This window comes from Xanthomonas pisi DSM 18956, assembly GCF_001010415.1.
GTDB classification, from domain to species: domain Bacteria; phylum Pseudomonadota; class Gammaproteobacteria; order Xanthomonadales; family Xanthomonadaceae; genus Xanthomonas; species Xanthomonas pisi.
The window spans coordinates 1-22,910 of sequence record NZ_JPLE01000111.1 but is presented as its reverse complement, the minus strand read 5'-3'; the positions used below and the strand labels follow the sequence as shown (position 1 = coordinate 22,910).

The window sequence follows — 22,910 nt, the reverse complement described above, 5'->3', positions numbered from 1 at the left end:
GTGTTAACAGGCCCTAGCTTGTATTCGCTTCATTTGTCATTATCGCCTCTGCCTTCAAGGCGCATGATCGACACATCCGGGATGCTCGATGACAAATTGGCGTACTGTTCGGTCTTTGAAGAGAGCACCTGTGTTCACGGTCGCGATGGTCCTCACCCTCGTCCTGGGGATGGGCTCGATGTGCGCCATGTTCGCCATCGTCTACGGAGTGCTGCTTGCGCCCTTACCGTACGCCGAGCCGGATCGCCTGGTTAGTGTCGGTCTACAGGTGGCGGATCAATCACTAAGTCAGCCGCCCGGGCTCTATTCGACCTATCAGGGCGCGGCTCGAAGTCTGGATGGCGTAGGCCTGTACAAGGCGGGCACTGCGAATGTCAGGACCAACAGCGATAACGACGATGTGGAGAATGTCGCGGCGTCGTGGGTGACGGCGTCGACAATGCGCCTGCTTCGTGTCCGCCCATTGCTGGGTCGTTGGTTTACGTCGGAAGAGGAGGTTCGGGGTGGACCGAATGTGGTGATCATCGGTGAAGCGGAGTGGCGGTCGCGCTTCGGCTCGGCGACGGACATCGTCGGAAAGACGTTAATCGTGAATGACGCGCCTCGGGTGATTGTCGGTGTGATGCCGGGGTCTTTCAGGTTTCCTGAGGCAGACGTACGCATCTGGCTTCCTATAAAGGAAAAGGACGACGGCTCCGTAGGCAGCTTCTCGTACGCCGGCTTGGCGCGGCTCGCATCGGGCGTCACGCCGGCGCAGGCGCAGGCCGAGCTCGGAAGTGTCTTGCCGAGAGTCGCAGATCTGTATCCGCGTATCCCATCGGGTGGTTCGACGGCAAGGTGGCTCGATGAGCTCAGGCCGGTGCCGACGGTGCGTCCGTTGCGGGATGAGCTGGTTGGCAGGATCGAGCAGACATTGTGGATGCTCGCCGCAGCGGCGGCCCTCGTTCTTCTAGTAGCTTGGGCGAACGCTTCCAATCTTATGCTGGCGCGTGCCGATTCCCGCGTGCTGGAAGTTGGGGTGCGTAGAGCACTCGGTGCGGGTCGTTTGCGGATCGCAACCCACTTTCTCGGGGAGTCCGCGCTGCTCGGCGCGGTCTCGGCCGTACTTGCTCTGATCGCAACCTATGCTGCCGTGCAAGTGCTCGTGACGTTCGGCCCCGCCGATGTGCCGCGCCTGGAAGAGCTAGCAATCGGTCTGCCTGCATTGGGATTCCTTATCCTAGTCGCCATCCTTGGGGTTGTCATATGCACGTTGGTTCCCGCTGCGCGTCTGCTTCATGGCGGCGTGCAGCAGAGTTTGCAGGACGGCACACGCGGACATTCGACAGGCAGGGCGCGGCAACGGCTCCGCGGCGTTATCAGTACATTGCAGATCGCAGTTGCCCTGGTTGTCACGATCTGGTCCGTGCTGCTGTTCCGTACCGCGGTGCAGGTCTCCCAGGCACCGTCTGGATTCGACGCAACCCATGTCACCACAGCGCGCATCCTGCTTCCGCTCGCGCGCTATCGTGACGCTAGCACGGTGGCGTTCTATTCACGCCTGCGCGAGCAGGTGGCGCAATTGCCCTCGGTGACCTCTGCGGGTCTGGTAACGCAGCTGCCACTCGGAACGGGCGATACCTTGCAGCAGGAATTCCAAATCGAGGGGCGACGGGCACCGGTTTCCCTTCCGGTCAACGTTGTCAGTAACGGGTATTTCGAAACCCTGCGGATCCCGGTCATCGCCGGCCGCGATTTCCGCCCGTTGGAGTCGGAGCAACGGCTCGACATAGTCATCAGCCAAAGCGCAGCCGGGATCCTCTTCGGCGATGGCGGCGGGGCGGCGTCGATCGGAAAGTCCTTGTCGCTCGCGCCGAACGGACCTGTGTATACGGTTGTCGGCGTAGTTGGCGATGTACGCAACCGCGATCTGACCCTACCTGCGTCCGCCGCAGTGTACCGGCCCCAAATCGTACCGGCGGACGTGGATTCGGAGCCCGCTCCGCTGCCCTCGATGGTGCTCGTCGCGCGGTCGAATGGTTCGTCTGCCGAGGTCATCTCCGCCGTCAAAGAGATCGTGCGTGGGCTCGACCCTACAATCCCCATTTTCGAGGTCCAGTCGATGGAGAATGTGGTCCGTGCTTCAACAGCCCGGCTGACTCTCAGTCTAACCCTGATCACCATCGCGGCTGTTGTCACCTCCTTGCTTGGCGGGATTGGGTTGTACGCGCTGATGAGCTACATGGTCTCGCTTCGCGCACGAGAGTTCGGGGTCAGAATCGCGCTCGGCGCTGATCCCGCAAGGATCTGCCGGCTGGTTGTGGCACGAGGCCTGTTGCTGGCCGCTTGTGGCGTCGGCGTCGGATTCGTGCTGCATGCATTCGCATCGCCATTGCTCAGGGCGTTTCTCTATGGAGTAAAGGTTACCGATCCCGTTTCGCTCGCGATCTCGACCGTGATGATTGTCGCCGCCGCGGCCGTCGCCATCTGGGTTCCGGCAATGCGGGCCGCACGGATCGATCCTTCTGAGGCATTGCGGTCTGAGTAGTTGTGTCCAGCGCCTTGATGCCGATGCTTCGAAAACAGGGCCGCATGGATCATCGCGTGTGACGATTTTCGTGTAAATGGAGTCAGAATGCGCCCAGGAATTTCGCCGGGTATGATACCGGCCTACTATTTCAATGAAGAGCAGCTAGGGTCGTTGCTCAAAGCGCATGGCGGAGCATTCTTGCAGAATCCGCCTTTTCCGCATGTGGTGATCGATAACCTCCTGCCGCCTGAAGTGCTGCGCCGGCTCATCGGTGAGTTTCCAGGGCCCGATGACATTCCCTGGAACAACTGGGGTGCCGGACGTACCGGAGTGGAGACAACAATGGGAACCAAGCTGGGGCTGAGCGATGAGGCATACTTCCCGCCCTTCATTCGCCACTTCTTTGCGCAGCTGAATTCGGCGACCTTTATAAGATTCATCGAACGCCTCACGGGAATGTCGGGGCTCGTCACCGATCCGACCTACTCCGGCTGCGGACTCCACTCGACCGGATACGGAGGCCGATTGATGATTCACACTGACGCCAATCGCCATCCGCACAGTAGCGCGGGGCTGCATCAGATCCTCAATCTAATCGTTTATCTGAATGACGACTGGCAAGAGGACTGGGGTGGTCACCTAGAGCTCTGGACGGCCGACCGCAGGCCACACACCCGAATCGCGCCGATAGCGAATCGTGCAGTACTGTTCTTCACGGGTTCCCGCTCTTTCCATGGGCATCCTGAGCCACTTGCGTGTCCACCCGAACGGCGTCGGAACTCGCTGGCCGTCTACTACTATAAGTACAATCGCATGCAGAACGAGGAGTATGACGGCATGCAGTATGCCGTCCGGTGGGTTCCGACCACAGCCGGCGACCACGCCGCAACCCGGATACTCACCCGCAATGGTCTTGCGCGGCTAGCGGCTATGGCAGGTCGCGCAATCGAGATATCCGCAACGGCCTTGCGTATGCCGCTGGAGCCGCATTGGGGCGACCGGCTGCTTGTCACTTTGCTGGACGGGCAGGGCCTGGACTCTGTGGCATGTGAGGCGCTGCCTGCGGCACCGGTTGACGCCGATGCGTGCGGTTCGGGTCTCAGGGCGTTTGCTACGGTGACGTCACTGAAGGCGGCGGATACGCAGACGCAGGAGGTGCTGGTGTTGATCGCGGAGGACGGTGCCGTGCATCTTGCGAAGGATGGCGAAACGCCGACCTATTTCTTCGGCTATATCTCCGCGTTCCTACGATGCCTTGATGGCGGTGATCGTCGGATTCCGACTGATCATGTCGACCCCTGAGCGTGCCTGGGTGATCGTTCTTGCCAAGCGAAGTTCTCCCGATTGGAAAGCACTGGCGCGCGACTATGCGGCCGGCATGCCAGTGCCGCCGACGCGATACTTTCCCTTCCACGACCCGCGCTTCCCTCGAGAAGTTCCGGATCTCATTGATCGCTGGAACCGTCTTTCTAATGTCTCGTATTTCGAGTGTCGGGCGCGCCTTTGCGAGATTGCCGACCAGGCCGCACGACGTGTCGACGGCGCGACCGTAATCACTTGGACTGAGGTGGCGACTTACTTGGCTCGCCGCAGTGACGGGCGCGTGCTTGTCTTTTATCACGATGATGACGACTGGTTCCACCCCTCGCTGGCCGGGATGCTGGATGAACTCGACGTCACTTCGGTTGATGCGGTAGTCTTTTCGTTTATCCGGCTCGCCAGCGTATTGACGACGTTCACGTTTCAGGGCGTCCGGACCGCGGCCGCGATTGGTCGGTGTGAGGCGTTCCGCTATCGCTACTGCACCAACAACTATGGACTGACGGCCCGTGCCCTCTCGCGCGCTGCCGATCTGGTCGAACATACCGATGCGTCTGCTGCGGCTGAAGCATTTGGCTTCGTTGATCTGCAGATCGATGCAGTGCTGAGCGCCACCAATAAGACACCTTGTTCTGCGACGTGGCTTTCCCGTCTTCCTGACACCAAATGCGGATTCGACCGTTACATTAGGGCTTACATCCAGACACTTGAAGGGATGGAAATTCCCGCTCAATCGAACTGGATCGAACGTCCGTTGCACCAGACGATCGATCTGTTTCGCTCGACCGCGCAGTAGCTGAGGGCAGCGTCGGAGGGGGGGGGCTATGCGCCTCGCTCTGCCTGCCGCCGCACTAAATCATCGACAATATCGTGTGCAAAGCCACCGCGCAGACGTGCAGGAACATTGACCGGGCGCCGTCCCGGCAGCAGTGCGCCGATCAGCTCTGCCGCGGCATCGACCCGCTGTCTGTAGGCGTGCTTGTCGCCACCCAGGAAAGCAAGTGTCCAGTAGTTGCCGTATCGTGTATGAAGTTCTTCATCAGCGGCGAAGAACATGAACATCTCCGCAGTGGGCTCGTCGCCTGCTTTACGGAACATGTTTGCCAAACTGCAGACTGAATCCAGTGCGTTGCCCTCCTGGACGATCTGCTGGATGCATAGGCGATCGATCACGTCGCTGCCTCGGCGCCAGTGGCCCCACAGGCTCTCGGAGTACTGCCTGATGCCCGGCTCGCCCCCAATCTCCCGGAACCGTGCGAGCGCCACGGATGCATGCCGGGATTCGTCCCAAACCTGCCTAGCCATGTCCAGCTTGAACTTCAGCGGAGCATCGCGGAAGCACGCGATGTTCATCGCGCAGACCTCCGTGGCGGGAATCTCAATTTCGATGAAGATCTCGTGGATGATGTCCATACGCCCTTCCGGCGTATGAATGGCATCTGCCCAGTTGCAGCCCTGGCCGGTGCGAAGTTGCAGTCGTTGCTCGCGTGCGGGACGTGCGACCAAGGGAGGCATAATTTCGTCACCGCGATAGGCGACATGAACGGAGTTTGCATCGAAGGGTATATGAGCACTGGCATCGCCTATGAGTGCCGATGCACTTCGCAGAAGCAGCTCGGTGGGCTCATCTAGGACGGCGTGAGTGCAGGACGCGAGGCCGCCACGGAGTTCCGCCACCAGCACCGACAACCTCGATCGCATCGCCTTCGCTGCCGCAAGTATGGTGTCATCGGTAGACGGCGTCGCCGACAAAGCGGTGAAAAATTGTTCATCTTCAGTCCGGCCACGCCAGCCCTCGGCACCCGCCAGTTCCGATAGCCGTAGCTCGATGGATTCGAGGATGCGCGCATAGGTGCCGGTCTCCCGTCCCACAGCAATTTTGCCCTCACAGGCCGCAATGGCCGGAAGCCACGCGCAGCAAAATTCGATGGAGCGCAGGAGGTTGTAGCCCAAGCAGGATAGTGTGGCGATGGATTGTTGCAGGGTTCTCACTGCGCTTCTCCTAAGTGGTCTGGCGCGGCGGTGATGCGCAATCGCCGATGAGCGGAATCACCTTTATCGGAGACGATGGTGAGGTGAGACGGCACTTGCGGTACGCGTTGGAAGTCGTGTTCGAGGAGCTGCGTGCCCGACTGCGTCCCCGCGTCGCGGAAGCCAGCGAACTTGTACGTGATGTACATCTGGCGATTTCTGTCGGTGGGGGTGAACGCTGCGAGGAGCCGCACATCCTGTGTGGAGGCACTCTGGATCAGGTGTGCGATCAGCGCTGTACCGATACCGCAGGCAGCAACACGGCACGACAGGATGAGCAGCAGGATGGTCCACGCGTCTTCCGTCTTCTCTACGACCGTCAGGCCGACGGTCCCGCTGCTGCCATAGCGGTCAATGAGCTTGACGGCGAGTACCATGTGCGCAGACGACCGCGACATGTCCTGGAGTTCATCGCGTGAGTACGTGATGCCGGTCGTATTCAATTGATTGGTTCTTAAGGTCAGCTCTTCGGCGCGGGCGAGATCCTCCGGTTCAATCGGGTGGATCATCAGCTGCATGGCGAGTGTCTCTAGGAACCGCTCACGGCTGCCTACAAATCGTGCTGCAGCCTCGGTTCGCAGAATTTCTGCATGATAGATGAGGCGGCGCGAGCGCCCCTCGCTGGTGATGCTACGGGGCTGGAATAGTGGTTGATCGAGCAGGCTGCGAACGTCCGCCGAATCGATGACCGTCACCTGCGGCAGGAGGTAGCGAACCTCGTCGCGCTCTACTGCCTGGTCGTCGACGAATGCCAGTGTATCCACGCCGATTCCGAAGCATTCCGAGATCGATTTGATGGACTCGGCTTTGCTGTTCCAAGAAATATGCGGGAATAGTAGGTACTCCGACAACCCGAACGACTCCACTACCGGCCATGCCACCTCGTGATCGTTCTTGCTCGCAACTGACTGCAGAATGCCACGCGCATCAAGTTCGTGCACGATTTCCATTATGCCGGGCTTGAGTGACTGTGCTCCTCCTTCGAGCAGCACGCCATCCCACAGCGTCTCATCGAGGTCCCAGACGACGCATTTGACCAATGCTTGCCGAGCGGGAGGGCGAGTCAGTGGCATTGGATTAGCTCCTGGAATGAAGTCGTTGCAGGGCGTACGAGGCGAGCGAGTTCTGCAACGCCTCGCGTGTACCTTCGATGATTTCCAGCACCGTGGCATCCCTCAAGTACCGCTCCACGGGATAGTCCTGGCTCGTGCCGTTCGCTCCATGCAGGCGAACCGCGGCGGTGGCCGCGCGGACTGAAGCCTGTGCAGCCTGGTACTTTGCCAATGCGGTTTCCATCACTGCACGGGGATCGCCTGTAGCACGGAAGCAAGCGGCGCGGCAGCACATGGCATGGGAGGCGGTGTGCGCCACCAGCATATTGGTCAGCTCCCGTCGGACCAACTGGTGCTCAGAAAGGAGCTGGCCAGCCTGGGAGCGCCGGGACGTATACTCAAGAGATGCGTCCAGAGAAGCGCGGATGACGCCGGTGGCACCCCATGCGACCGAGAATCGACCGTGGTCCAGGGCCGAATTCGCCACGAACGAGATGCCTGCGCCGATCGGGCCGATGCGGTGCGCGGCGGGAACCTCAACATCGTTAAACGTGAGGCGTGCCAGCATCGACGCCCGGGCGCCGATCGCCTCCGGCATTGGTTCGACGACCACGCCGTCCCGCTCGCGCTCGATGACGAGCGCGAGGGGCTTGTCGCCGCAGCGAGCGAAGACCAGGAACAGATCGGCGATTTGACCGAAACTGTTCCAGACCTTGGTGCCGGACACGCGGTAGAACCCGCCTTCCTCCTGTGCGCTGGTACAAATGGCGCTAGCTGCGGTGCCGGCATCGGGCTCGGTAAGCGCGAATGTGATCAACGACCCGCCGGCACAAAGGTTCGGGAGCCATCGCGCGTGCTGTTCGCTGCTTCCAAAGCGCAACAGTGCCTGGCATGCCATGTTGTGTACTGTCAGCAGGCTGCGGGCCGACGAACATGCCCTGCCGATCTCCTCGGTTACAAGTCCGTAAGCCAGCGGATCCATCTCTGAGCCGCCCCATGCTGCGGGCAGAGCGGCCCCCAGCCAGCCGCCTGCCCGGATACCATTCAGTAGCATGGGAGGCATCGCCCGGTTGCGGTCAGCATGCCCAGCGAGCGGGTCCACGACTTCCGAAGCGAATCGCCTTGCGCGCTCCAAGGCGGTGAGTTGAATGTCGCTAAGGCGCAGATCCATGGGTGTCCTTGCCGAGCTTTCTATGTACGTAAGCGCTCATTGCGTCGATGGAGCAGAAATTGTCCAGATCAAGCTCTTCCCCCTCGACCACCAGCTGGAACTCATGTTCGACGAACAGAACCAGCTGCATCGCGAATAGTGAGTCGACTAGGCCGAGCTTGAAAATGTCATCATGACCGGCAACGTATGATCCGATTCGATCAGTCACGTACCTTGTAATGCGTGTATTAGTATCCATGGGGCTTGCTGTTTTCCCGCTTGCCGTACTCGAAGAATCCGGAGCCGGATTTTCGGCCCAGTTTGCCATCCGCCACCATGCGCCTGAGCAGTGGTGCCGCCAAGAACTTCCTGTCGCCACAATCGTCGAGCAAAACATCGAGCGTCCGGAGGATCGTATCAAGACCAATTAGGTCGGCTGTTGCAAGAGGGCCCATCCTGTGTGAGAAACAATGGACGAAGATGGCGTCCACGTCGGTCACGGCGGCCACTCCCTCTTCCAGTACGTGAATCGCCTCGTTGATCATGAGCATCAATACACGATTGGAGACAAATCCAGGATTGTCGCGAACCAGGATGGGCACCTTGCCAAGCTGTTCGAGCAGCGTTCGTGCGGCAGACACAGCGGAATCCGAACTGTGGTAACCCACGATCAGTTCCACGTGCTGTTTCTGTGGGACCGGATTCATGAAATGCAGGCCAACCAAGTTTCCGATACGTCTGGTCGTCGCGCCGATGCGTCCGATCCTGATCGCCGACGAGTTGGCTGCGAACACGCAGTCCGCATGGCACGTGCGATCGAGCTCAAGATACACCGCCTGCTTGATATCCCAGTCCTCGGTAACGTTCTCGATCACAAAGTCGACATGAGCCATGGACTGGTAGTTTGTCGAGACGACGATACGGGACAGGATCAAGGCGTGATCGGCTGAGCGCAGGTGCGGGGTGCTGAGGGCGGCGAAGCGCAGCCCGTTCGCGATATCTGTCATCGCATCGGATAGCACGGCTTCGGACACGTCGACCAGTGCGACCTGATGACCGGTTTGGGCGAGTGACTGAGCGACACCTCGTCCGATTACACCTGCGCCTGCGACGCCAACGTTGGCAATCTTCATGGCATGATCCTTTGCGGCGGGAACGGTCGACGGGTGTAATGTAGAGGCCTGCCAAGTACGCCGATACCCGGAATTGCAGGCGACGCGCGGGCATCTCCCTCGGCGACACCGTACCTTGCAATGCGGCCATCCTTGTCGCGCATGCGGGCGTGGGACTGACTACGCATCGTGAGAAGTCCTGGGGCTGCCATTGTCTGTTTCTGCAGCGACAAAGCAGAGACTGATGGAACTCATGATGCATCCCCCATCGGCGTGATACGTGCGGCCGGGCCGTGACGCAGCGCAAACGATGAATCCTCCAGCGCCAGCTGGCCGCTCTTCACCAGCGCGAAGTCACTTCTCCAACGTCGTCCAAGTTCCACGCGAACAGGTGATCCGAGTGCAGTTTCTGGTGCGGTTGTGAGTGAGCCCTCGCGTCTGCGGCGGATATAGACGAACCGATCTACATTGATGATCCTGGCCAGGAAGTGCGCCCGCAATAGATACTCGGTATCTCCACCGAACTTCCGGATCGTCGAAAACCCGCCCATTCTCTGTACGGTGGAAGCCACGGCGACCGTCGTGGGAAAGAGCTGCGGGTGCTCTGCGACTTCACGCAACGCAGCATTGACGTCGAGAGGAAACCTGACCGGAATGACGGCCTGCTCAATCTCATCCAAGCGCAGTTCGTGCGAGCCAACGATGTCAGCCCCGCTTTCAAGGCGCGCGGTCAGAAGCTCCTCCAGCCGCGAAGGCAAGGCGAAGTCATCGGAGTCCTGGAAGGCAAGGTAGTTGGCCGATGAGGTCATCGACAGATACTGGCGTATTGCGTAGGGTCCCACGGGTGCATCCTCCGCCTTAAACAGGCGAACACGCGGGCACGCCTCGACCGGTCGCCAATCGGAATCGCCGTCAAGGCAGACTGATGCACGGCATTCTATCGTCTGGGCGCTGACACCCGAGACGCAGACGTTGAGATGGGTGCTCGATCCCCTGTGTGGAATGATGAACTCGACGTCCGGGCAGCCGATATCGCGCTTGATGACGTCGACGCCATTGTAAATCCGGATATCGGGGACGTCGATCTCCCCGGAAAGGGCTTGCCGCAGCACCTGGTAACAGGCATCGGGCCGATCTCCTAAATCCGCGGGGAGCGAGCTGAGCCATGGACCACTCGCCAGGAAGGAGCGCGTGGGCAGGTCGCATCGTGCGCGGTCCCTGGGTGGGGGCATCGGAGCCACGAAGACGGAAAGGACATCAGCCTGCCGACTGTGACGCTCTACGACCTTGGCGTCGACAAGCGAGCGGATATCTGCGTCAAGATGCCAGATGCCCGGTATTCCGTTCACGGCAAGGGTCAGCAGCTGCGCATCCAATGCGGAAGAGGCTCTGGCGTAGGATATCGCCGTCACCATTCAAGGGCGCCCTGGGGATGGCATGGCGGAAAGCCTGGCGTGGAGTCCGGCCTCCACGGATGGCCAGTCGCTGCGAATGATACTGAAAAGGATCGAATCGCGAATGCGTCCATCCCGGTAGATCATATGGCTGCGCATGATTCCTTCCTGCGTCGCGCCGAGGATCCGCATGGCGGCGCGCGAGTTGACGTTGCGTGGATCGGTTATCATCTCGATCCGGTTCATCCCCAGAGTTTCGAAAGCATAGTTCAATGTCAACAGTCTGACCTCGGAGTTGATGATCGACCCACGCACTTCTTTCGAATACCAAGTTGAGCCGATCGCCAGCCGTTTGTGATCGCTGACGATGTCGTAGTAGCGCGTAGTTCCTACGATGCGTTCGTCGCTCTGCCGCCTTACCGCGAATGGATGATGGCGGCCGCTCCGCAATTGTTCCATCGTCCAATCGAACCACTCATCGAAATGCGCTCCCGCACCGTTGAAGTTCTTAGGAAAGTAGGTCCAGATGGCGTCGTCGTCCTGGGCGGCGCTCCTGAGTGGTTCGCGATGGGAAGGTTGCAGCTGTTCCAAGGTGACAAGCGAGCCCTGGAGAATATGTGGCAGTGCGATTGTCATGTCGGTAGCTCCACGGTGCTAACTAAAGCGTAAGCGACTGTACGAAGTGGCTAGCGCTTGGAGCAGGTCGTCCATGTCGGTGATACCAAGAGCTTTGTCGACATAGAAGAGCGCTTGCCCGCCATCGGTGGTGTGCTCGGCACTTACAATCGGAATCGCGCCGGTGGCCTCCAGGTATACAACGGGCAGGCTGCAGAGCCGGATTTTTCCCCGTCCAGCAGGCCTGAAAGCGGCGCTACCTGCCCAGGCCTGTACGGCCATTCCCTGGATCGGCGGAGTGGCAATCGCAATCTGGCCGTGCTTCCTGTGAATGGTCCAGCGGAGATGTCCAGGCAGGCACGCAAGGATGGGGTCATGATGCTGGTCGCGGTCACTCTTGATCTCGGCGATGTAGTAAATCGCAGCCTCCCAAACCTCATGCAGCATCGACCTGCGTAGTCGCTCCATGTCGTGGCTTGGAGCAGTGGCGGTGCAGGGGTGGAAGATGTTTGAGGTGAGTTCTCGATAAAGATTCGCGCGAACCGAGTCGGTTAAGCCGTCGAGTTCCTGAAGCGTCCGATAGTTCACGGTGAATACAAGTGATTTCACCAAGGACGCGAATCTTCCCTGTGGATTCTCCTGCTCCGGATCGGGCTCCACGCGCGCCGCTGCTTCAAGCGCATCGACGAAGTTGTCTGGATCGAAGAGTGGCCACATCTTTTCGGAGTACCTTGCATGTGCAGCCTCGAACAGACGTGTCTTCGCTGCCTGCTCCTCTTTGCTGAGGTGGTCGCAGAGTAGGTCTCGATAGTCAACGATGTGGATGTAAGCCTCTAGACCCAGGCGCCGCACCCAGCCTGCCAGCGCCGACTGATACAGTGCCACTTTCGCGCTGGATGTGTTGACCGCCTCGTGGAATCGTAGCCCGTCGGAGACGACAGTGAAGGTCGCAATCTTCGGAAATTCCTCGGGGGTCTGCGTGGCGTAAAGCCCCTCGACGACCTTTGTGATCTCATAGAGGCTCAATAGAAAATTGACCTCCGCGAAGTCAGGGAGGGGGCCCCGGGCCTTCAGTGGCGACTGAATCTTGAAGGGTAGCGCAGGAATGACCATCTCGACGGGTTGTCGCTCATGGATCAGCTGCTTCAATCGCAAGTTAAGCGCCATCTTGTCGTTGTAGCGCGCCGCATTGCGCGAGAATTCTTTGTCGAGAATCGCTTCAGTGATGAACTCTGACGGTCCAACCGCATCTGCGGTTGAATGACCGTATGCGCGGAAGTGCTTCCTGGCGCGCGCGCGCGCTGTCTCCATGCGTTGTCGACAGTAGTCGGTGCTGGCGGCTTTCAGGATGGGAATTAGCTTGTCGGTCAGGGTGCATGTATCAATCTTCAGGCATGACGCGCTGTAGCTCTCTTGCTCGTAGAGCCGGATATCCGGGTTAAGGGAAACCCGATGCATGAAGTGAGAGCTGATGACGCCCTCGCGAATCCTGCTGAGGCCGGCCCTATATGCGTCCTTGGCTTGATCCGTGATCTGGCTTCGCTCAGCGCTCATAACGAAACTCTCTCTGACAAGATTCCTCTCCCTGTCGCCTGTCTCGGCGGAACCGCCACGACTTCGGTCAATCCCTCCGGCCGACGATCCCAGTGTCACTGCATCCGCGCTATCCGGTCAAGCCGTTGGATTTCGGTGTGGGTGTTTCCGGCGCGACCGCGACAGCGTTTCGTGGCGTCCGGCACGGATTTCATTACTCGCCCTTTACCACGGTCACCGTTAGTTGTCTGAGCCATTCGTGGGGTGTAGCATCGCCGATGCATTAAGTATGGATGCATGCTCACGGATAGTCGTGGATCCCGAACAGGGTTCGCTTTCTACTTCCGTCCTGGCATGCCAAGAATGGATGAGACAGGAGCGACGTGAACTCACGCGATACTAGGTCTTCAGAGCGCGGAGTCGCACAGTCCCCGGAAAACATGCCTCCTCGTCGTGGCATATTGGAATTCACGCGTAATCTTGTCTCGGTACTGGGGCATAGCCGTTATGCGTTGTCGCTGGTCTGGAGTGCCAATCGCTCGCTCGCCATAGGAATGTGCCTGCTCACGCTGGTGGCCAGCGTGCTGCCTGCGGCGACGGCCTTCGTCGGTGCGAAGATTGTAGACTCGGTAGTGGGGGCCATAAGTCAGCCGGATTCGGGCGCGCACGCGGTCGCTTTCAGGTGGGTATTGGTTGAAGGGCTGTTGGTCGTCAGCTTGGCCGCTACCAACCGCGGGATATTTCTGATGCAGCATCTCTTGCGCGGTCAGTTGGGTCAGCATATCTTCGAGTTGATCGCCGAGAAGGCGCTGTCCATGGAGCTTGCGCAGTTCGAGGACGCCCATATCTATGACAAGCTGGTCCGTGCGCGGCAAGAGGCGTCCACCCGGCCCATATCAATTGTGAAGTGGACATTCGCTTTCATTCAAAGCATGGTATCGCTGTGCACCTTCGGCGCGATCCTCGTACACTTTTCACCCTGGGCAATCATCATCATGCCGCTCTGTGGCTTGCCTGTATTCCTTGCAGAGTCCAAATTTTCAGGCGATGCGTTTCTCCTGTATAGATGGCGATCTCCTGAAGGGCGCAAGCAGCTGTATCTGGAAAGCGTCACCCTCGATGATGATCATGTCAAAGAGGTGAAGCTGTTCGGCTTGGGGGCGTTGTTGGTGAGGCGGCATCGTGCCATATACAACGGCCTGTACGCGGCAGATAAAGAGCTTCTGGTTGGTCGAAGCACGTGGTGCTTCTTGCTTGGGCTGATCGGTACGGCCGGCCTCTACAGTGTGTATGCCGCAATCGTCACGGCAACCATCGCGACCCGGATAACCCTGGGCCAGATGACGATGTACCTTCTTCTGTTTCGACAAAGCCAGTCGGCCATCTCCTCAGGCTTGGCTGCGGTAGGTGGCATGTATGAGGACAACCTTTATCTGTCCATCCTGTCAGACTACCTCAGTACACCTGTGAGGCCGCCGCGAGGTGCGGGCTGCGCTGGGCCTGTTTTCAACGATGGAGTACGATTTGAAGGGGTAAGCTTCAGATATCCGGGTAGTGATGAGTTTGCGGTCTCCGATGTGGACCTTCATATCAAACCGGGTGAGTCGCTGGCCATCGTGGGCACGAATGGGTCAGGAAAGTCCACATTGATCAAACTACTAACGCGCCTCTATGAGCCGACGTCAGGAAGGATCCTGCTTGATGGCCTCGATCTTCAGGAGTGGGATGAGTCGGCGTTGCGCGAACGGATCGGAGTGATCTTCCAGGACTTCGTTCACTACAACTGGCTGGTGGGTGAAAACATCGGCGTTGGCGATGTACATCACTTTGACGACGAGTCGCGCTGGCGTGACGCGGCAGAGAAGGGTATGGCGGCGCCCTTTATTGCAGCACTACCTTCCGGCTACGGCACGCAGCTTGGGAAGTGGTTCAAGAGTGGGCGGCAGTTGTCCGGCGGGCAGTGGCAGGCCGTGGCCCTGGCGCGGGCCTTCATGCGGACACGTGCCGATATTCTGGTGCTTGACGAGCCCACCTCGGCAATGGATGCCTCGGTCGAGGCAGATGTGTTCAAAAACTTTCGCGAGCGCTCGTTTGGAAAGATCGCAGTGCTCATCTCGCACCGATTCTCCACGGTGCGCATGGCGGACCGCATCATTGTGGTCGAAGGCGGGCGAATCGTTGAGCGCGGCAGTCATGACGAGCTGATGCTGGCTGGCGAGTCGTATGCGCGGCTGTTCGCGATGCAGGCTAACGGATATCGATGACAGGTCGGGTGGGGGCTCTGTGCTATGCGCAGAGGTTCTGTGGCGATTAGCGCACGCCCTTCGGAATCAGTACCCAGCTTGTATCAGCGAACAATCTTACATCGAGGTTGTGCTCTGCCGCGAATGCGTCCACTGCCTGCACTACTCCCGGCCAGCTTTTGCTGTAATCGTGCCCGCAGAGGTAGCCATCGTGTTTCAGCTTCTGGTGATATAGGTAAATATCCTTCTTCACCTGCTCGTATGTATGGTCGCCGTCAATGTAGATCACGTCGATTGAAGCGTCCGGAACCCTTATAGCGAATTGATCGGAATCGCAATGGTGGATGACGCACCTAGCGCTTGCGACTTCCTTCTTGAACTTCTTCTTCAGTATCCGTGTGGCGTCATCGCACGCATCGACGCATTCCAGCTTTCTGACCCTGTTGAAGGCAAGGAATATCGTGGAGGACTCGCCAATGTAACTTCCGATTTCTATCCAATGCGCCGCGTCCGGATTGGCGGATAGAATGAAATCAGTCATCTGGATGAGGCCAGTCAACTGCGCCGTGCAGTCGGGCTTCCAGTGAGGGAAGAATCTGACGGATCGATGTGGTATTAGCTGTTCCATACGTACGAAACCTCCTGAATAGTCGTTACCGAAGCCTTCGTCGCCATCGTGTCACCGCCCCGACGCGCGATCGCCTGGCGGGGTGAGGGGCGGCGGCAATCGCTCGCATGGGTGCCCGTGGACAGCGCTTACAAAGGCGGGTTGCCATCGGCGACCCAGCGCTGGCGCGAGGCCTCGTAATCGGGGCGGGGCTGCACCCCGGCCGGCGGCGGCACACCTAGTTGGTGATAGGCGCCTTCCTTGCGGCAGCGATAGTGCACGGAGGGTTCCGCGACGTGTCGATGGCGAAGGCCCGAGCGCCTGATGTGATGCCACATGATCCTGTCCCCGATCAGGTGGCCGTAGTTGGGCATCAGCGCCCAGTGATGCAGCAGTGGAAAAGCTTCGCGACCCATTAGCATGCAGTTGGTATCGATGAACCGTTCGGGGTCTGTCGCAGGGCAGGGCGCCATCGAAGTACCATCGAGATGGCAGAGCATTCGCCCGCTTGACACCACGGCGGCTGAGTGGTCGCGACGCGCGGCCATCATGCCTGCGATATGCTGTGGCGCATACCAGTTGTCGGCGTCGAGGAACGCAACCGCGTCCACACCCAGGCCGATGGCGTGGTAGCTGCCGATCAGGCGTGGGGTGGAGCCGATGTCGTCGTGGCAGACCGGCAGCGTCACGTGGTGGGCATTCCATTCATCAATCTCCGGCGCGGCATGACCGTCGGCGACCAGTACGTGAAGGCAAGGAAATGTCTGTGACCGCACACTTTCATGGCACTTTGCGAGCATGGCCGGGTCCTCCTGATAATAGGGGGTAATCACGGCGACGCTGGGAAAGAGGCGATGTTCCATCGAATTCGACTATAGTCCAGCATTTCATGTCTGTCTATTTGCTGCAGCGCCAAAATATGTGGCGCTCGTAGTTCAAATGACAAAGTGCGCGTTGGGCGCTATGCTGGGATCTACTCCATGAGTGACTTTTCAGTCACTTCCATAGGGCAGTTGGACGCTACCGCAGTGATGCGATCTGCGGCAACGATCTCCTTAATATATATGTTGGGGACAGAGCTTGATTCATTTCGTGACACTTCCGGCGCATCGATATACACATGATCTTCTTGTCACGAAGCTCGTGCGGGAAGGTGTCGCTGCTGGCCTTCATGATTACGGCACGACCCCTGCTCGATATTGTCAGGCGCAGGACACTATCATTCTTTGCGATGTAGAGCGTTTCCACGAGGGGGACCTTGGACGGCTTCAGCGCTATGCGCGGCGATGCGAAGAGCTTGGCGCGCGGTTGCTCAATCACCCTCGCCGCGCGATGGGTAGGGTGCAGCTTATAAATACGCTAGCTGACCACGGCAATGGCTTCCGGGCATGGAGTGCATCGGAGGTTCCATCCGATGCCCGATATCCGCTCTTTCTGCGTGACCCGTTCGAGCACAACGGGCCCGCAACCGATCTTCTCTATGACCAGGAACAGCTTGCGTCCGCGCTGCGGCAGTATGAGCGCAACCGGCGCAATGACGGCGAGCCCATCGTCGTTGAATTTGTGGACATTCGTGCGAAGCCCGAGGTTCGTTACCACAAGTACGGTGCGTTTATTCTGGACGGAGCGGTGCTCCCGCGGCATCTTTTTTTCGCCAAGAATTGGGTAGTGAAGCGTCCCGACGCACAGTCCGAGGATGACCTGGCCGTTGAGCGTGAGTATTTGAGGGAAAACCATCACGCGGAGCGGGTTGCTGAGGCCTGCAGACGTGGTGGCATCGACTACGGCCGGGTCGATTTCAGTGCACGTGGCGATGGATCGGTCACTGTCTTCGAGGTCAACACCAATCCAACGGTTTTCCATCTGGAGGATTTCGCGCCGGGGCCGCGTCAGGGTGTTACTGAGTCCTTCTGGCGTACCTTCAAGCAACGTCTAACGATCCATATCTTGGGTGAAGCGCACTGATGGTGACCGTTGTGACTTTTTAACAGGAGTGCGGGCGGGTGAAGCAGGAAGTGTTGCGCAGGGCGTACAAGATGCATGGGGCGGGCAATGATTTCGTCGTGTTGATCGGCTCTGGCGAGGATGACGCCGATGGGATGGCGACGGCGGCTCTGCAACTCTGTGATCGCCACCGTTCAATTGGCGCAGACGGGCTGGTATGGGTTGATGTCTCCGCCCTGCCCAAATTGGCGCAGGTTCGAGTCTGGAACCCCGACGGATCAGTCGTCGGCATGTGCCTGAATGCGGCCAGGTGCGTGGTGGTGCTCCTTAGTCGCCTGTTCGATATTGCCGAGATCCAGCTACGCTTCGGCCATGTATCGATCGATGCATGGGTGGTGCCGGGTGGGGCCAGACTGCAGTTTTCGCTGCAATCGCCTGAGGGAGGCGATGTGGCGGCAACTGAAATCGGCCCGCATGCGTGGTTCGTTAACCTCGCCGATCCGCATGTGGTGATTGACTGGCGGGCTGCATCGACCGTGCATGAGGCGCCGTTGGCGAACATCGCGGCGACGCATGCCGCGGGCGGGGGCTTCAGCGACCGGCCATCCAACTGCCACCTCGTGGCGCGCGACGATGGCTCCGAGCATCACCGCATCCGATCCTTCGAGCGTCGCGTTGAGGCAGAGACGCTTGCCTGCGGCAGTGGTTGCGTCGCCTCCTATCTGGCCCTGTCGCTGGAGGGGGAGCAGGTTTTTCTGACCACCTCGGGTGATAGGATCCAGCTGTCTAGAGCGCAGTCGTGTTGGTCGCTGGAAGGGCCTGCGTTGATGGTGTTCCATACGGACATACATCCACCAGCGTGAGCGGCAGCTGCACGAATCGTCGACAGGGCCCTGCGTCAGTGCGAGGGACTTCTGGGACCGACCTTCCGTCCCACTCCGTAGGTAGAGAAGCATGACAATCCCGTTGATTGATCTGGAAAACTGCGCTGCGCCAGCAGATAAAGAGAAGCGCAGGGCACTCTTCTATGTTTTCGACGGCGGGAGCGGGATCGGACATCTGCGTCGGCTTGCGCGGATCGCGGGTGCAATGCTGGACAACTTTTCCTGTTTGATCGTCACCGGACACGATGTCGCGCCTCAGTGGATCGTGCCGCAGGGGTGTGAATACGTGCGGCTGCCTTCGTGGGATAGCTTGATTCGCTCGAAGGCACAGTATTGGGGGCGCCAGACGTTCCTCGATGTGTCTCTTGATGAGGCAGTCGTGTTGCGACGTTCGATCATTGAAGGCGTCGTACTTGGCTTCCGTCCGGATGTCTTAGTCGTGGATCACCTGCCGCTGGGTGCGCATGCGGAGCTCGCGCCGATCCTCAAAACTGCCCGGTGTCTCAAGTATCTCGTTACCCGTGGGATACAGAACGAAACAGAGGACCTTCAACGGCTTGTGCTCGGTGGGGCGGCGCTGGACAGCCTGTGTCATGACTATCATCGAATCCTGTCCGCCGTCGATCCAGCGGTCTTCGACCTGAAGAAGAGCTATGGGCTTCCTCATCACGTCATTGAGAAGATCAGCGAGGTGGGCTATGTCGCTCCGGAGCGGACAGCAGTCATGCGCGAGGAGGCGAGGGCTGCGCGAGGCCTCGCCAAAGGTGCGCTATGGGTCGTGGCATCGGCTGGCAGCGGGCAATGGGGCGAGCCGCTGATCGAGGCCTGCCTGGCGCTGGTCGTTCAGTATGCGGATGTGTGCTTCGATATTGTCATGGGGCCCCGTTCGCGAATGCGACCTTCGCCGGAGACTGCGGCGCGCGATGCGGGTCGTGTGCGCCTGCATGCAAGCTGCACCGATCTTGATCTGATGCATGCGAGCGCCGACCTGGTTATTACATGCGGCGGGTACAACACGCTCCTGGAAACCCTGCAAGGTGGTGCCCGTATCATCTGCATTCCGTATCGGACCGACGCTCGCGACGAACCGTTTCATCACGCCACAATCCTGGGGCGCTTTGCTGACATCCGGGTCGCGGTCGATGTGGCTAGGTTGCCGGAACTCTTCAGTGAGGTCATTGCTGATTGCAGAAATGGACCGGTGCAGGACCGGCGCTCGGCACTCGACACGAACGGTGCAAAGCGAATCTCGCAGGTCATCCGCTCGGATATGGAGCAACGCTGACAGGGCGGTTGGCAGGGTCAGATCCAGCGAAGCAGCGTCGATGAGGCCGCTCGGGCGTCTGTGATACTCGCACACCCAATAAGCTGCATCGCGCGTTCCAGTTCATCCGCAAGTAGTGCAATCATGGCATTCACGCCTTGTGCGCCGCCCACGTTGAGTGCCCAGAAAACCGGCCGGCCAAGAAATACTGTGTCGGCACCCAGTGCCAGCGCCTTGAGGATGTCGGTTCCGCTGCGCACCCCGCCGTCAAGGAGGATGGGCACTCGCCCTCCCGCCGCCGCAACGATTTCTGGAAGGATGCGTATCGAGGAGAGGCTGCCATCGAGCTGTCTTCCGCCGTGATTGGACACCATGAGCCCTCGTAGTCCCGCCGTCAGCGCCCGCTCGACATCCTGCGGATTCAGGATTCCTTTCCCGATCACGGGTAGCGATGTCTCCTGGCAAAGCGCCTCCACATCGCTCCAGTCTGCGGCAGGATCCAGTTCCGCCCCGGCGATGGATCCGATCGGATTATTGAAGCTTGAGCTCGCCTGGTGAAGAAAGTTTGCGGCGCAGACGCCGTCGGGCAGGACAAATCGGTTACGTAGGTTGGCTGGCCTTTTCCCGACAGTGGGACACCCAAGGCCTAGCGAGATTGCCTCGAATCCCGCAGCTTCCGCCCGCCGGATCAAGTGGCGTGTCACTGAGCGGTCGCGGAAGAGATAGATGTGGAGCCACAGCCGGGCACCCGGATGCTGCGCTGCGATCTCCTCCAGCGAGATGCTGGACATCGCGGAAACAATCATCACGATGTCATTGTCCAGTGCTGCCTGGGCGGTCGCCAGTTCGCCCAGAGGATGCGCGAGCTTGTGGAAGGCGGAGGGGCTGAATCCGAGCGGGAGGCGCGAAGATCGTCCCAGAATGGAGGTGGTTGTGTCCAGCTGAGACACATTCTGCATGACGCGAGGAATCAGGCCGAGGCGATCAAAGTCCTTGGAATTGGCCTGTGCGGTCACGCCATTGTCCGCCCAGCCATCGATATACTCGAAGACCGCAGCCGGAAGTCGCGTACGCGCACGTGCTTTGAAATCCTCCAGCTGGACGAGCGGAGATTCCTCAGTGCTGTCGGGCATTGCCGAGAAAAGACCCTGCATCTCAGGCTAGGTGAACTGTGCCACGGAAAAGCCGGGCTTCACACTGATGTGGTCCGCCGAGTAGGACCTCACGAATGACTCGGCGACATGAGCCACTGCCTCGGTAGTTGGGTGCCGGCCGTCACCTTGCCACAGCGGCATGCTCAACCCGTGCATTTGAAAGAAATCGTATGCCGGGAAGTAGTGGACATCCGGATCTTGGTGGCATTCGTCAAGAAAGGTGTGAATGGCGGCGAGCAGGGTTGCCTTCGAGCGGCCGTTTGCAATGTGCGGATGGACTTTCCCGCCCGTGTGTTTGAGTGGCACTGGTGAGATGCTGAAGATCACCGGTGTCCCGCTTGGTCTTGTGGCACGTACGATCTGGACGATCTGGCGTAGATCCTCTACACATTCGGCCACTGACAGAAAGCGGTTGGCCGCTGGGCCGTGTCGCTCGCCGTTGACTGGCGTTACCCCAACGTAGGGTGATCGATTGAGTGTAATCAGCTGGCCGTTGATTTCGGCTTCCCAGATGTCCGACAGCCCGAGCGTGACGATGAACGCATCGGAGCGCATGAACTCCTGTCGGGACTCTGCTGCGATCTGCGCTTTTATGTTCGCGAGCTGGTCTGCGTCGGGGGCATCAATGCAGTGTCGCAGGGCGTCGGCATAGACCTCGATGCCATTCGGGCGAGGAATGCGCCATTCAACATCGGGGGCCGAGTAGCCAGCTGCGCGGCGAAGTTCGTAAAGGATTGTGCGGCTGTTGTAATGGATGCCCCAGGTCACGTCGGGTACATCAAAGCCCTGGAACTTCAACCATCGGTTGATGTTTAGCGCAAAGCAGCTGCCAATGGAGTAAACGCGAGAGTCGCGTCGCAGAAACTTCGCGCCGTCGGAAAAGGACGCCAGCGGGCTGTCGTCGTGTCGCCACTTGGTTCCCATCTGAGCCAATAGCGTGCGCCAATACACATTCTTCTCCAATAGCAAAGTGTGATCTGATCCGTATCGTTATCCGGACTGAGCGCGCACTGTCGGGTGCGTATCAGGCTCCAGCTATGCGTCTATCACGCATGCGATTGTAGTACATTCGGCCGGACTGGGCCGGGCCGCGGGGCGGTATCCGGTCTGTTGCGTTATTATTTTGCAAAGGAAGCTGCTGCATCCAGCGCGCTTGTGGGGCGAGCGTCTGAGAGATAAGGCATTGGTGGAGAACCCATGATCCGACCGGTACGTAATGCTGGAATTTTCGTCAAGCCGTTGACGCACGCGTTGGGTGCAGAGGTGAGCGGAGTCGACCTGTCCCGGCAGCTGGACCCCGTGGACATTGCCCAGCTTCGCGAAGCATTGAACCAGCATCTGGTGCTTGTTTTTCCTGGACAGGACGTCAGTGCGGAAGCTCATGCCAGTTTTTGCGGTAGTTTCGGCACTCTCAGAGAAATTCGACCCGTGGCCCACCAGGTGCCAAACGAGCCGTATGTTCGGTACGTTTCCAATATCATTGATCACGCGCGCAACCCGGTCCACGAGTCTGGTGAAATGCAGTTCCACGCCGACCAGAGTTACCTGCGCTCTCCGTGCATCATGACAACTCTGTTTGCCATGGAGATTCCAGCGGTGGGAGGGAACACCCTGTTCGTCAATTGCTATGACGCGTATGCGACGCTGTCAGAGGACCTCAAGCGGGCTGTCGTGGGGCGCAAGGCGCTGAATGTGTTCGATCTCGAGAATATTCCAACGCTAAGAAGCAGTGGTCTGGAACCAAGCAAGCCGCAATGGTGGCATCCAATGGTGAGGACCCATGCTGAAACGGGTCGCAAAGCACTGTTCGTTAATCGAATGATGACTTGTGCGGTGCAGGGGATGGGCGACAGCGAAGGTGGCGCGCTGCTGGAGAAGCTTTTTGCGCATCAGGAGCAGGAGCGCTTCATGTATGAACATGTATGGTCACCCGGTGACTTCCTGATGTGGGATAACCGAAGCACGCTCCACGCGCGCCGGGAGTTTCATCCGGGAGCTCGCAGGATGCTTCGGCGTGTCACCATTCATGCCGACGAGGCAGGTTGATGGTCGGTTGAAGGTTAGGACGCTGCGTGCTGAAGCTAGGGCCTGTTAACAC

20 protein-coding genes are annotated in these 22,910 nt (G+C 59.3%); 9 read left to right on the top strand and 11 right to left on the bottom strand.

Annotation, left to right across the window (positions count from 1 at the left end):
- The first annotated feature begins 88 nt into the window (after window positions 1-88).
- The 3 genes from Y887_RS17145 (at window position 89) to Y887_RS17135 (ending at window position 4,625) form a co-directional block, all read left to right on the top strand.
- Window positions 89-2,527: an ADOP family duplicated permease gene (locus Y887_RS17145; protein ID WP_084726092.1), complete on the top strand. Its 2,439-nt coding sequence runs from the start codon at window positions 89-91 to the stop codon at window positions 2,525-2,527.
- An 87-nt stretch (window positions 2,528-2,614) separates the two neighbouring features.
- Complete coding sequence (locus tag Y887_RS18345; RefSeq protein WP_084726091.1) at window positions 2,615-3,811, top strand: 2OG-Fe(II) oxygenase; 1,197 nt, start codon at window positions 2,615-2,617, stop codon at window positions 3,809-3,811.
- The gene (locus Y887_RS17135; protein WP_046965495.1) at window positions 3,768-4,625 is read left to right on the top strand and encodes a hypothetical protein; all 858 of its coding nucleotides are present in this window, start codon (window positions 3,768-3,770) and stop codon (window positions 4,623-4,625) included. Before Y887_RS18345 ends, Y887_RS17135 begins: the two co-directional genes overlap by 44 nt.
- A 26-nt stretch (window positions 4,626-4,651) precedes the next feature.
- On the opposite strand, the gene Y887_RS17130 is transcribed toward Y887_RS17135, so the two are convergent.
- Genes Y887_RS17130 through Y887_RS17120 form a run of 3 tightly spaced genes read right to left on the bottom strand, consistent with a single transcriptional unit; the run spans window position 4,652 to window position 8,083 of the window.
- Window positions 4,652-5,821 carry a ferritin-like domain-containing protein gene (locus Y887_RS17130; protein ID WP_046965494.1) on the bottom strand — a complete coding sequence of 390 codons (1,170 nt, stop codon included), beginning with the start codon at window positions 5,819-5,821 and terminating at the stop codon, window positions 4,652-4,654.
- Entirely contained in the window at window positions 5,818-6,933 is a 1,116-nt protein-coding gene (locus Y887_RS17125) for an HAD-IIIC family phosphatase (RefSeq protein ID WP_046965493.1), read from the bottom strand. The genes Y887_RS17130 and Y887_RS17125 overlap by 4 nt, the downstream gene beginning before the upstream one ends.
- 4 nt (window positions 6,934-6,937) lie before the next feature.
- The gene (locus Y887_RS17120; protein ID WP_046965492.1) at window positions 6,938-8,083 is read right to left on the bottom strand and encodes an acyl-CoA dehydrogenase family protein; all 1,146 of its coding nucleotides are present in this window, start codon (window positions 8,081-8,083) and stop codon (window positions 6,938-6,940) included.
- Here Y887_RS17120 and Y887_RS20475 point away from each other — a divergent pair.
- Window positions 8,082-8,222, top strand: coding sequence for a hypothetical protein (locus Y887_RS20475; RefSeq protein WP_157004344.1), 141 nt, complete (start codon window positions 8,082-8,084; stop codon window positions 8,220-8,222). The two genes, Y887_RS17120 and Y887_RS20475, sit on opposite strands and share 2 nt — an antisense overlap.
- Before the next feature lie 88 nt (window positions 8,223-8,310).
- Here the strand turns inward: Y887_RS20475 and Y887_RS17115 are convergent, their stop codons facing one another.
- The 4 genes from Y887_RS17115 to Y887_RS17100 all read right to left on the bottom strand — a co-directional run bounded on the left by Y887_RS17115 (window position 8,311) and on the right by Y887_RS17100 (window position 12,737).
- Complete coding sequence (locus Y887_RS17115) at window positions 8,311-9,195, bottom strand: 3-hydroxyacyl-CoA dehydrogenase family protein (protein WP_046965491.1); 885 nt, start codon at window positions 9,193-9,195, stop codon at window positions 8,311-8,313.
- A gap of 230 nt (window positions 9,196-9,425) precedes the next feature.
- Window positions 9,426-10,550, bottom strand: coding sequence for a glycosyltransferase family protein (locus Y887_RS17110; RefSeq protein WP_146093352.1), 1,125 nt, complete (start codon window positions 10,548-10,550; stop codon window positions 9,426-9,428).
- Between the two features lie 39 nt (window positions 10,551-10,589).
- Window positions 10,590-11,204, bottom strand: coding sequence for a GNAT family N-acetyltransferase (locus Y887_RS17105; RefSeq protein WP_046965489.1), 615 nt, complete (start codon window positions 11,202-11,204; stop codon window positions 10,590-10,592).
- A gap of 18 nt (window positions 11,205-11,222) precedes the next feature.
- Window positions 11,223-12,737 (bottom strand): L-tyrosine/L-tryptophan isonitrile synthase family protein, encoded by a 1,515-nt coding sequence (locus tag Y887_RS17100; protein ID WP_046965488.1) that lies wholly within the window; start codon window positions 12,735-12,737, stop codon window positions 11,223-11,225.
- A 419-nt stretch (window positions 12,738-13,156) separates the two neighbouring features.
- On the opposite strand from Y887_RS17100, the gene Y887_RS17095 reads away from it, so the two are divergent.
- On the top strand, window positions 13,157-14,980 hold the full coding sequence (locus Y887_RS17095) for an ABC transporter ATP-binding protein (RefSeq protein WP_046965487.1): 1,824 nt from the start codon (window positions 13,157-13,159) through the stop codon (window positions 14,978-14,980).
- A 46-nt stretch (window positions 14,981-15,026) separates the two neighbouring features.
- Here Y887_RS17095 and Y887_RS17090 read toward each other — a convergent pair whose 3' ends face one another.
- Window positions 15,027-15,587, bottom strand: coding sequence for a class I SAM-dependent methyltransferase (locus tag Y887_RS17090; protein ID WP_046965486.1), 561 nt, complete (start codon window positions 15,585-15,587; stop codon window positions 15,027-15,029).
- 128 nt (window positions 15,588-15,715) lie between these two features.
- On the bottom strand, window positions 15,716-16,429 hold the full coding sequence (locus Y887_RS17085) for a glycosyltransferase family 2 protein (protein ID WP_052765031.1): 714 nt from the start codon (window positions 16,427-16,429) through the stop codon (window positions 15,716-15,718).
- A gap of 217 nt (window positions 16,430-16,646) precedes the next feature.
- Here Y887_RS17085 and Y887_RS17075 point away from each other — a divergent pair, with 217 nt between their 5' ends.
- The 3 genes from Y887_RS17075 to Y887_RS17065 all read left to right on the top strand — a co-directional run bounded on the left by Y887_RS17075 (window position 16,647) and on the right by Y887_RS17065 (window position 19,679).
- Complete coding sequence (locus tag Y887_RS17075) at window positions 16,647-17,531, top strand: ATP-grasp domain-containing protein (RefSeq protein WP_146093351.1); 885 nt, start codon at window positions 16,647-16,649, stop codon at window positions 17,529-17,531.
- A 38-nt stretch (window positions 17,532-17,569) separates the two neighbouring features.
- A complete protein-coding gene (locus tag Y887_RS17070; protein WP_046965483.1) occupies window positions 17,570-18,373 on the top strand; it encodes a diaminopimelate epimerase in 804 nt (267 codons plus the stop codon).
- A gap of 91 nt (window positions 18,374-18,464) precedes the next feature.
- A complete protein-coding gene (locus Y887_RS17065) occupies window positions 18,465-19,679 on the top strand; it encodes a glycosyltransferase (RefSeq protein ID WP_046965482.1) in 1,215 nt (404 codons plus the stop codon).
- A gap of 17 nt (window positions 19,680-19,696) precedes the next feature.
- Here Y887_RS17065 and Y887_RS17060 read toward each other — a convergent pair whose 3' ends face one another.
- Window positions 19,697-20,791, bottom strand: coding sequence for an alpha-hydroxy acid oxidase (locus Y887_RS17060; protein ID WP_046965498.1), 1,095 nt, complete (start codon window positions 20,789-20,791; stop codon window positions 19,697-19,699).
- A gap of 27 nt (window positions 20,792-20,818) precedes the next feature.
- Entirely contained in the window at window positions 20,819-21,763 is a 945-nt protein-coding gene (locus Y887_RS17055) for a GSCFA domain-containing protein (RefSeq protein ID WP_162199178.1), read from the bottom strand.
- 246 nt (window positions 21,764-22,009) lie between these two features.
- Between Y887_RS17055 and Y887_RS17050 the strand changes: the two genes are divergently transcribed.
- The gene (locus Y887_RS17050) at window positions 22,010-22,858 is read left to right on the top strand and encodes a TauD/TfdA dioxygenase family protein (protein ID WP_052765029.1); all 849 of its coding nucleotides are present in this window, start codon (window positions 22,010-22,012) and stop codon (window positions 22,856-22,858) included.
- The last annotated feature ends 52 nt before the right edge of the window (window positions 22,859-22,910 follow it).

Bases quoted from the DNA above. Each gene is read 5' to 3' on its own strand.
- Y887_RS17145 (WP_084726092.1), top strand. From the start codon at position 89: ATGACAAATTGGCGTACTGTTCGGTCTTTGAAGAGAGCACCTGTGTTC.
- Y887_RS18345 (WP_084726091.1), top strand. From the start codon at position 2,615: ATGCGCCCAGGAATTTCGCCGGGTATGATACCGGCCTACTATTTCAAT.
- Y887_RS17135 (WP_046965495.1), top strand. From the start codon at position 3,768: ATGGCGGTGATCGTCGGATTCCGACTGATCATGTCGACCCCTGAGCGT.
- Y887_RS17125 (WP_046965493.1), bottom strand. From the start codon at position 6,933: ATGCCACTGACTCGCCCTCCCGCTCGGCAAGCATTGGTCAAATGCGTC.
- Y887_RS20475 (WP_157004344.1), top strand. From the start codon at position 8,082: ATGGGTGTCCTTGCCGAGCTTTCTATGTACGTAAGCGCTCATTGCGTC.
- Y887_RS17120 (WP_046965492.1), bottom strand. From the start codon at position 8,083: ATGGATCTGCGCCTTAGCGACATTCAACTCACCGCCTTGGAGCGCGCA.
- Y887_RS17115 (WP_046965491.1), bottom strand. From the start codon at position 9,195: ATGAAGATTGCCAACGTTGGCGTCGCAGGCGCAGGTGTAATCGGACGA.
- Y887_RS17105 (WP_046965489.1), bottom strand. From the start codon at position 11,204: ATGACAATCGCACTGCCACATATTCTCCAGGGCTCGCTTGTCACCTTG.
- Y887_RS17100 (WP_046965488.1), bottom strand. From the start codon at position 12,737: ATGAGCGCTGAGCGAAGCCAGATCACGGATCAAGCCAAGGACGCATAT.
- Y887_RS17095 (WP_046965487.1), top strand. From the start codon at position 13,157: ATGCCTCCTCGTCGTGGCATATTGGAATTCACGCGTAATCTTGTCTCG.
- Y887_RS17090 (WP_046965486.1), bottom strand. From the start codon at position 15,587: ATGGAACAGCTAATACCACATCGATCCGTCAGATTCTTCCCTCACTGG.
- Y887_RS17085 (WP_052765031.1), bottom strand. From the start codon at position 16,429: ATGGAACATCGCCTCTTTCCCAGCGTCGCCGTGATTACCCCCTATTAT.
- Y887_RS17065 (WP_046965482.1), top strand. From the start codon at position 18,465: ATGACAATCCCGTTGATTGATCTGGAAAACTGCGCTGCGCCAGCAGAT.
- Y887_RS17060 (WP_046965498.1), bottom strand. From the start codon at position 20,791: ATGCCCGACAGCACTGAGGAATCTCCGCTCGTCCAGCTGGAGGATTTC.
- Y887_RS17050 (WP_052765029.1), top strand. From the start codon at position 22,010: ATGATCCGACCGGTACGTAATGCTGGAATTTTCGTCAAGCCGTTGACG.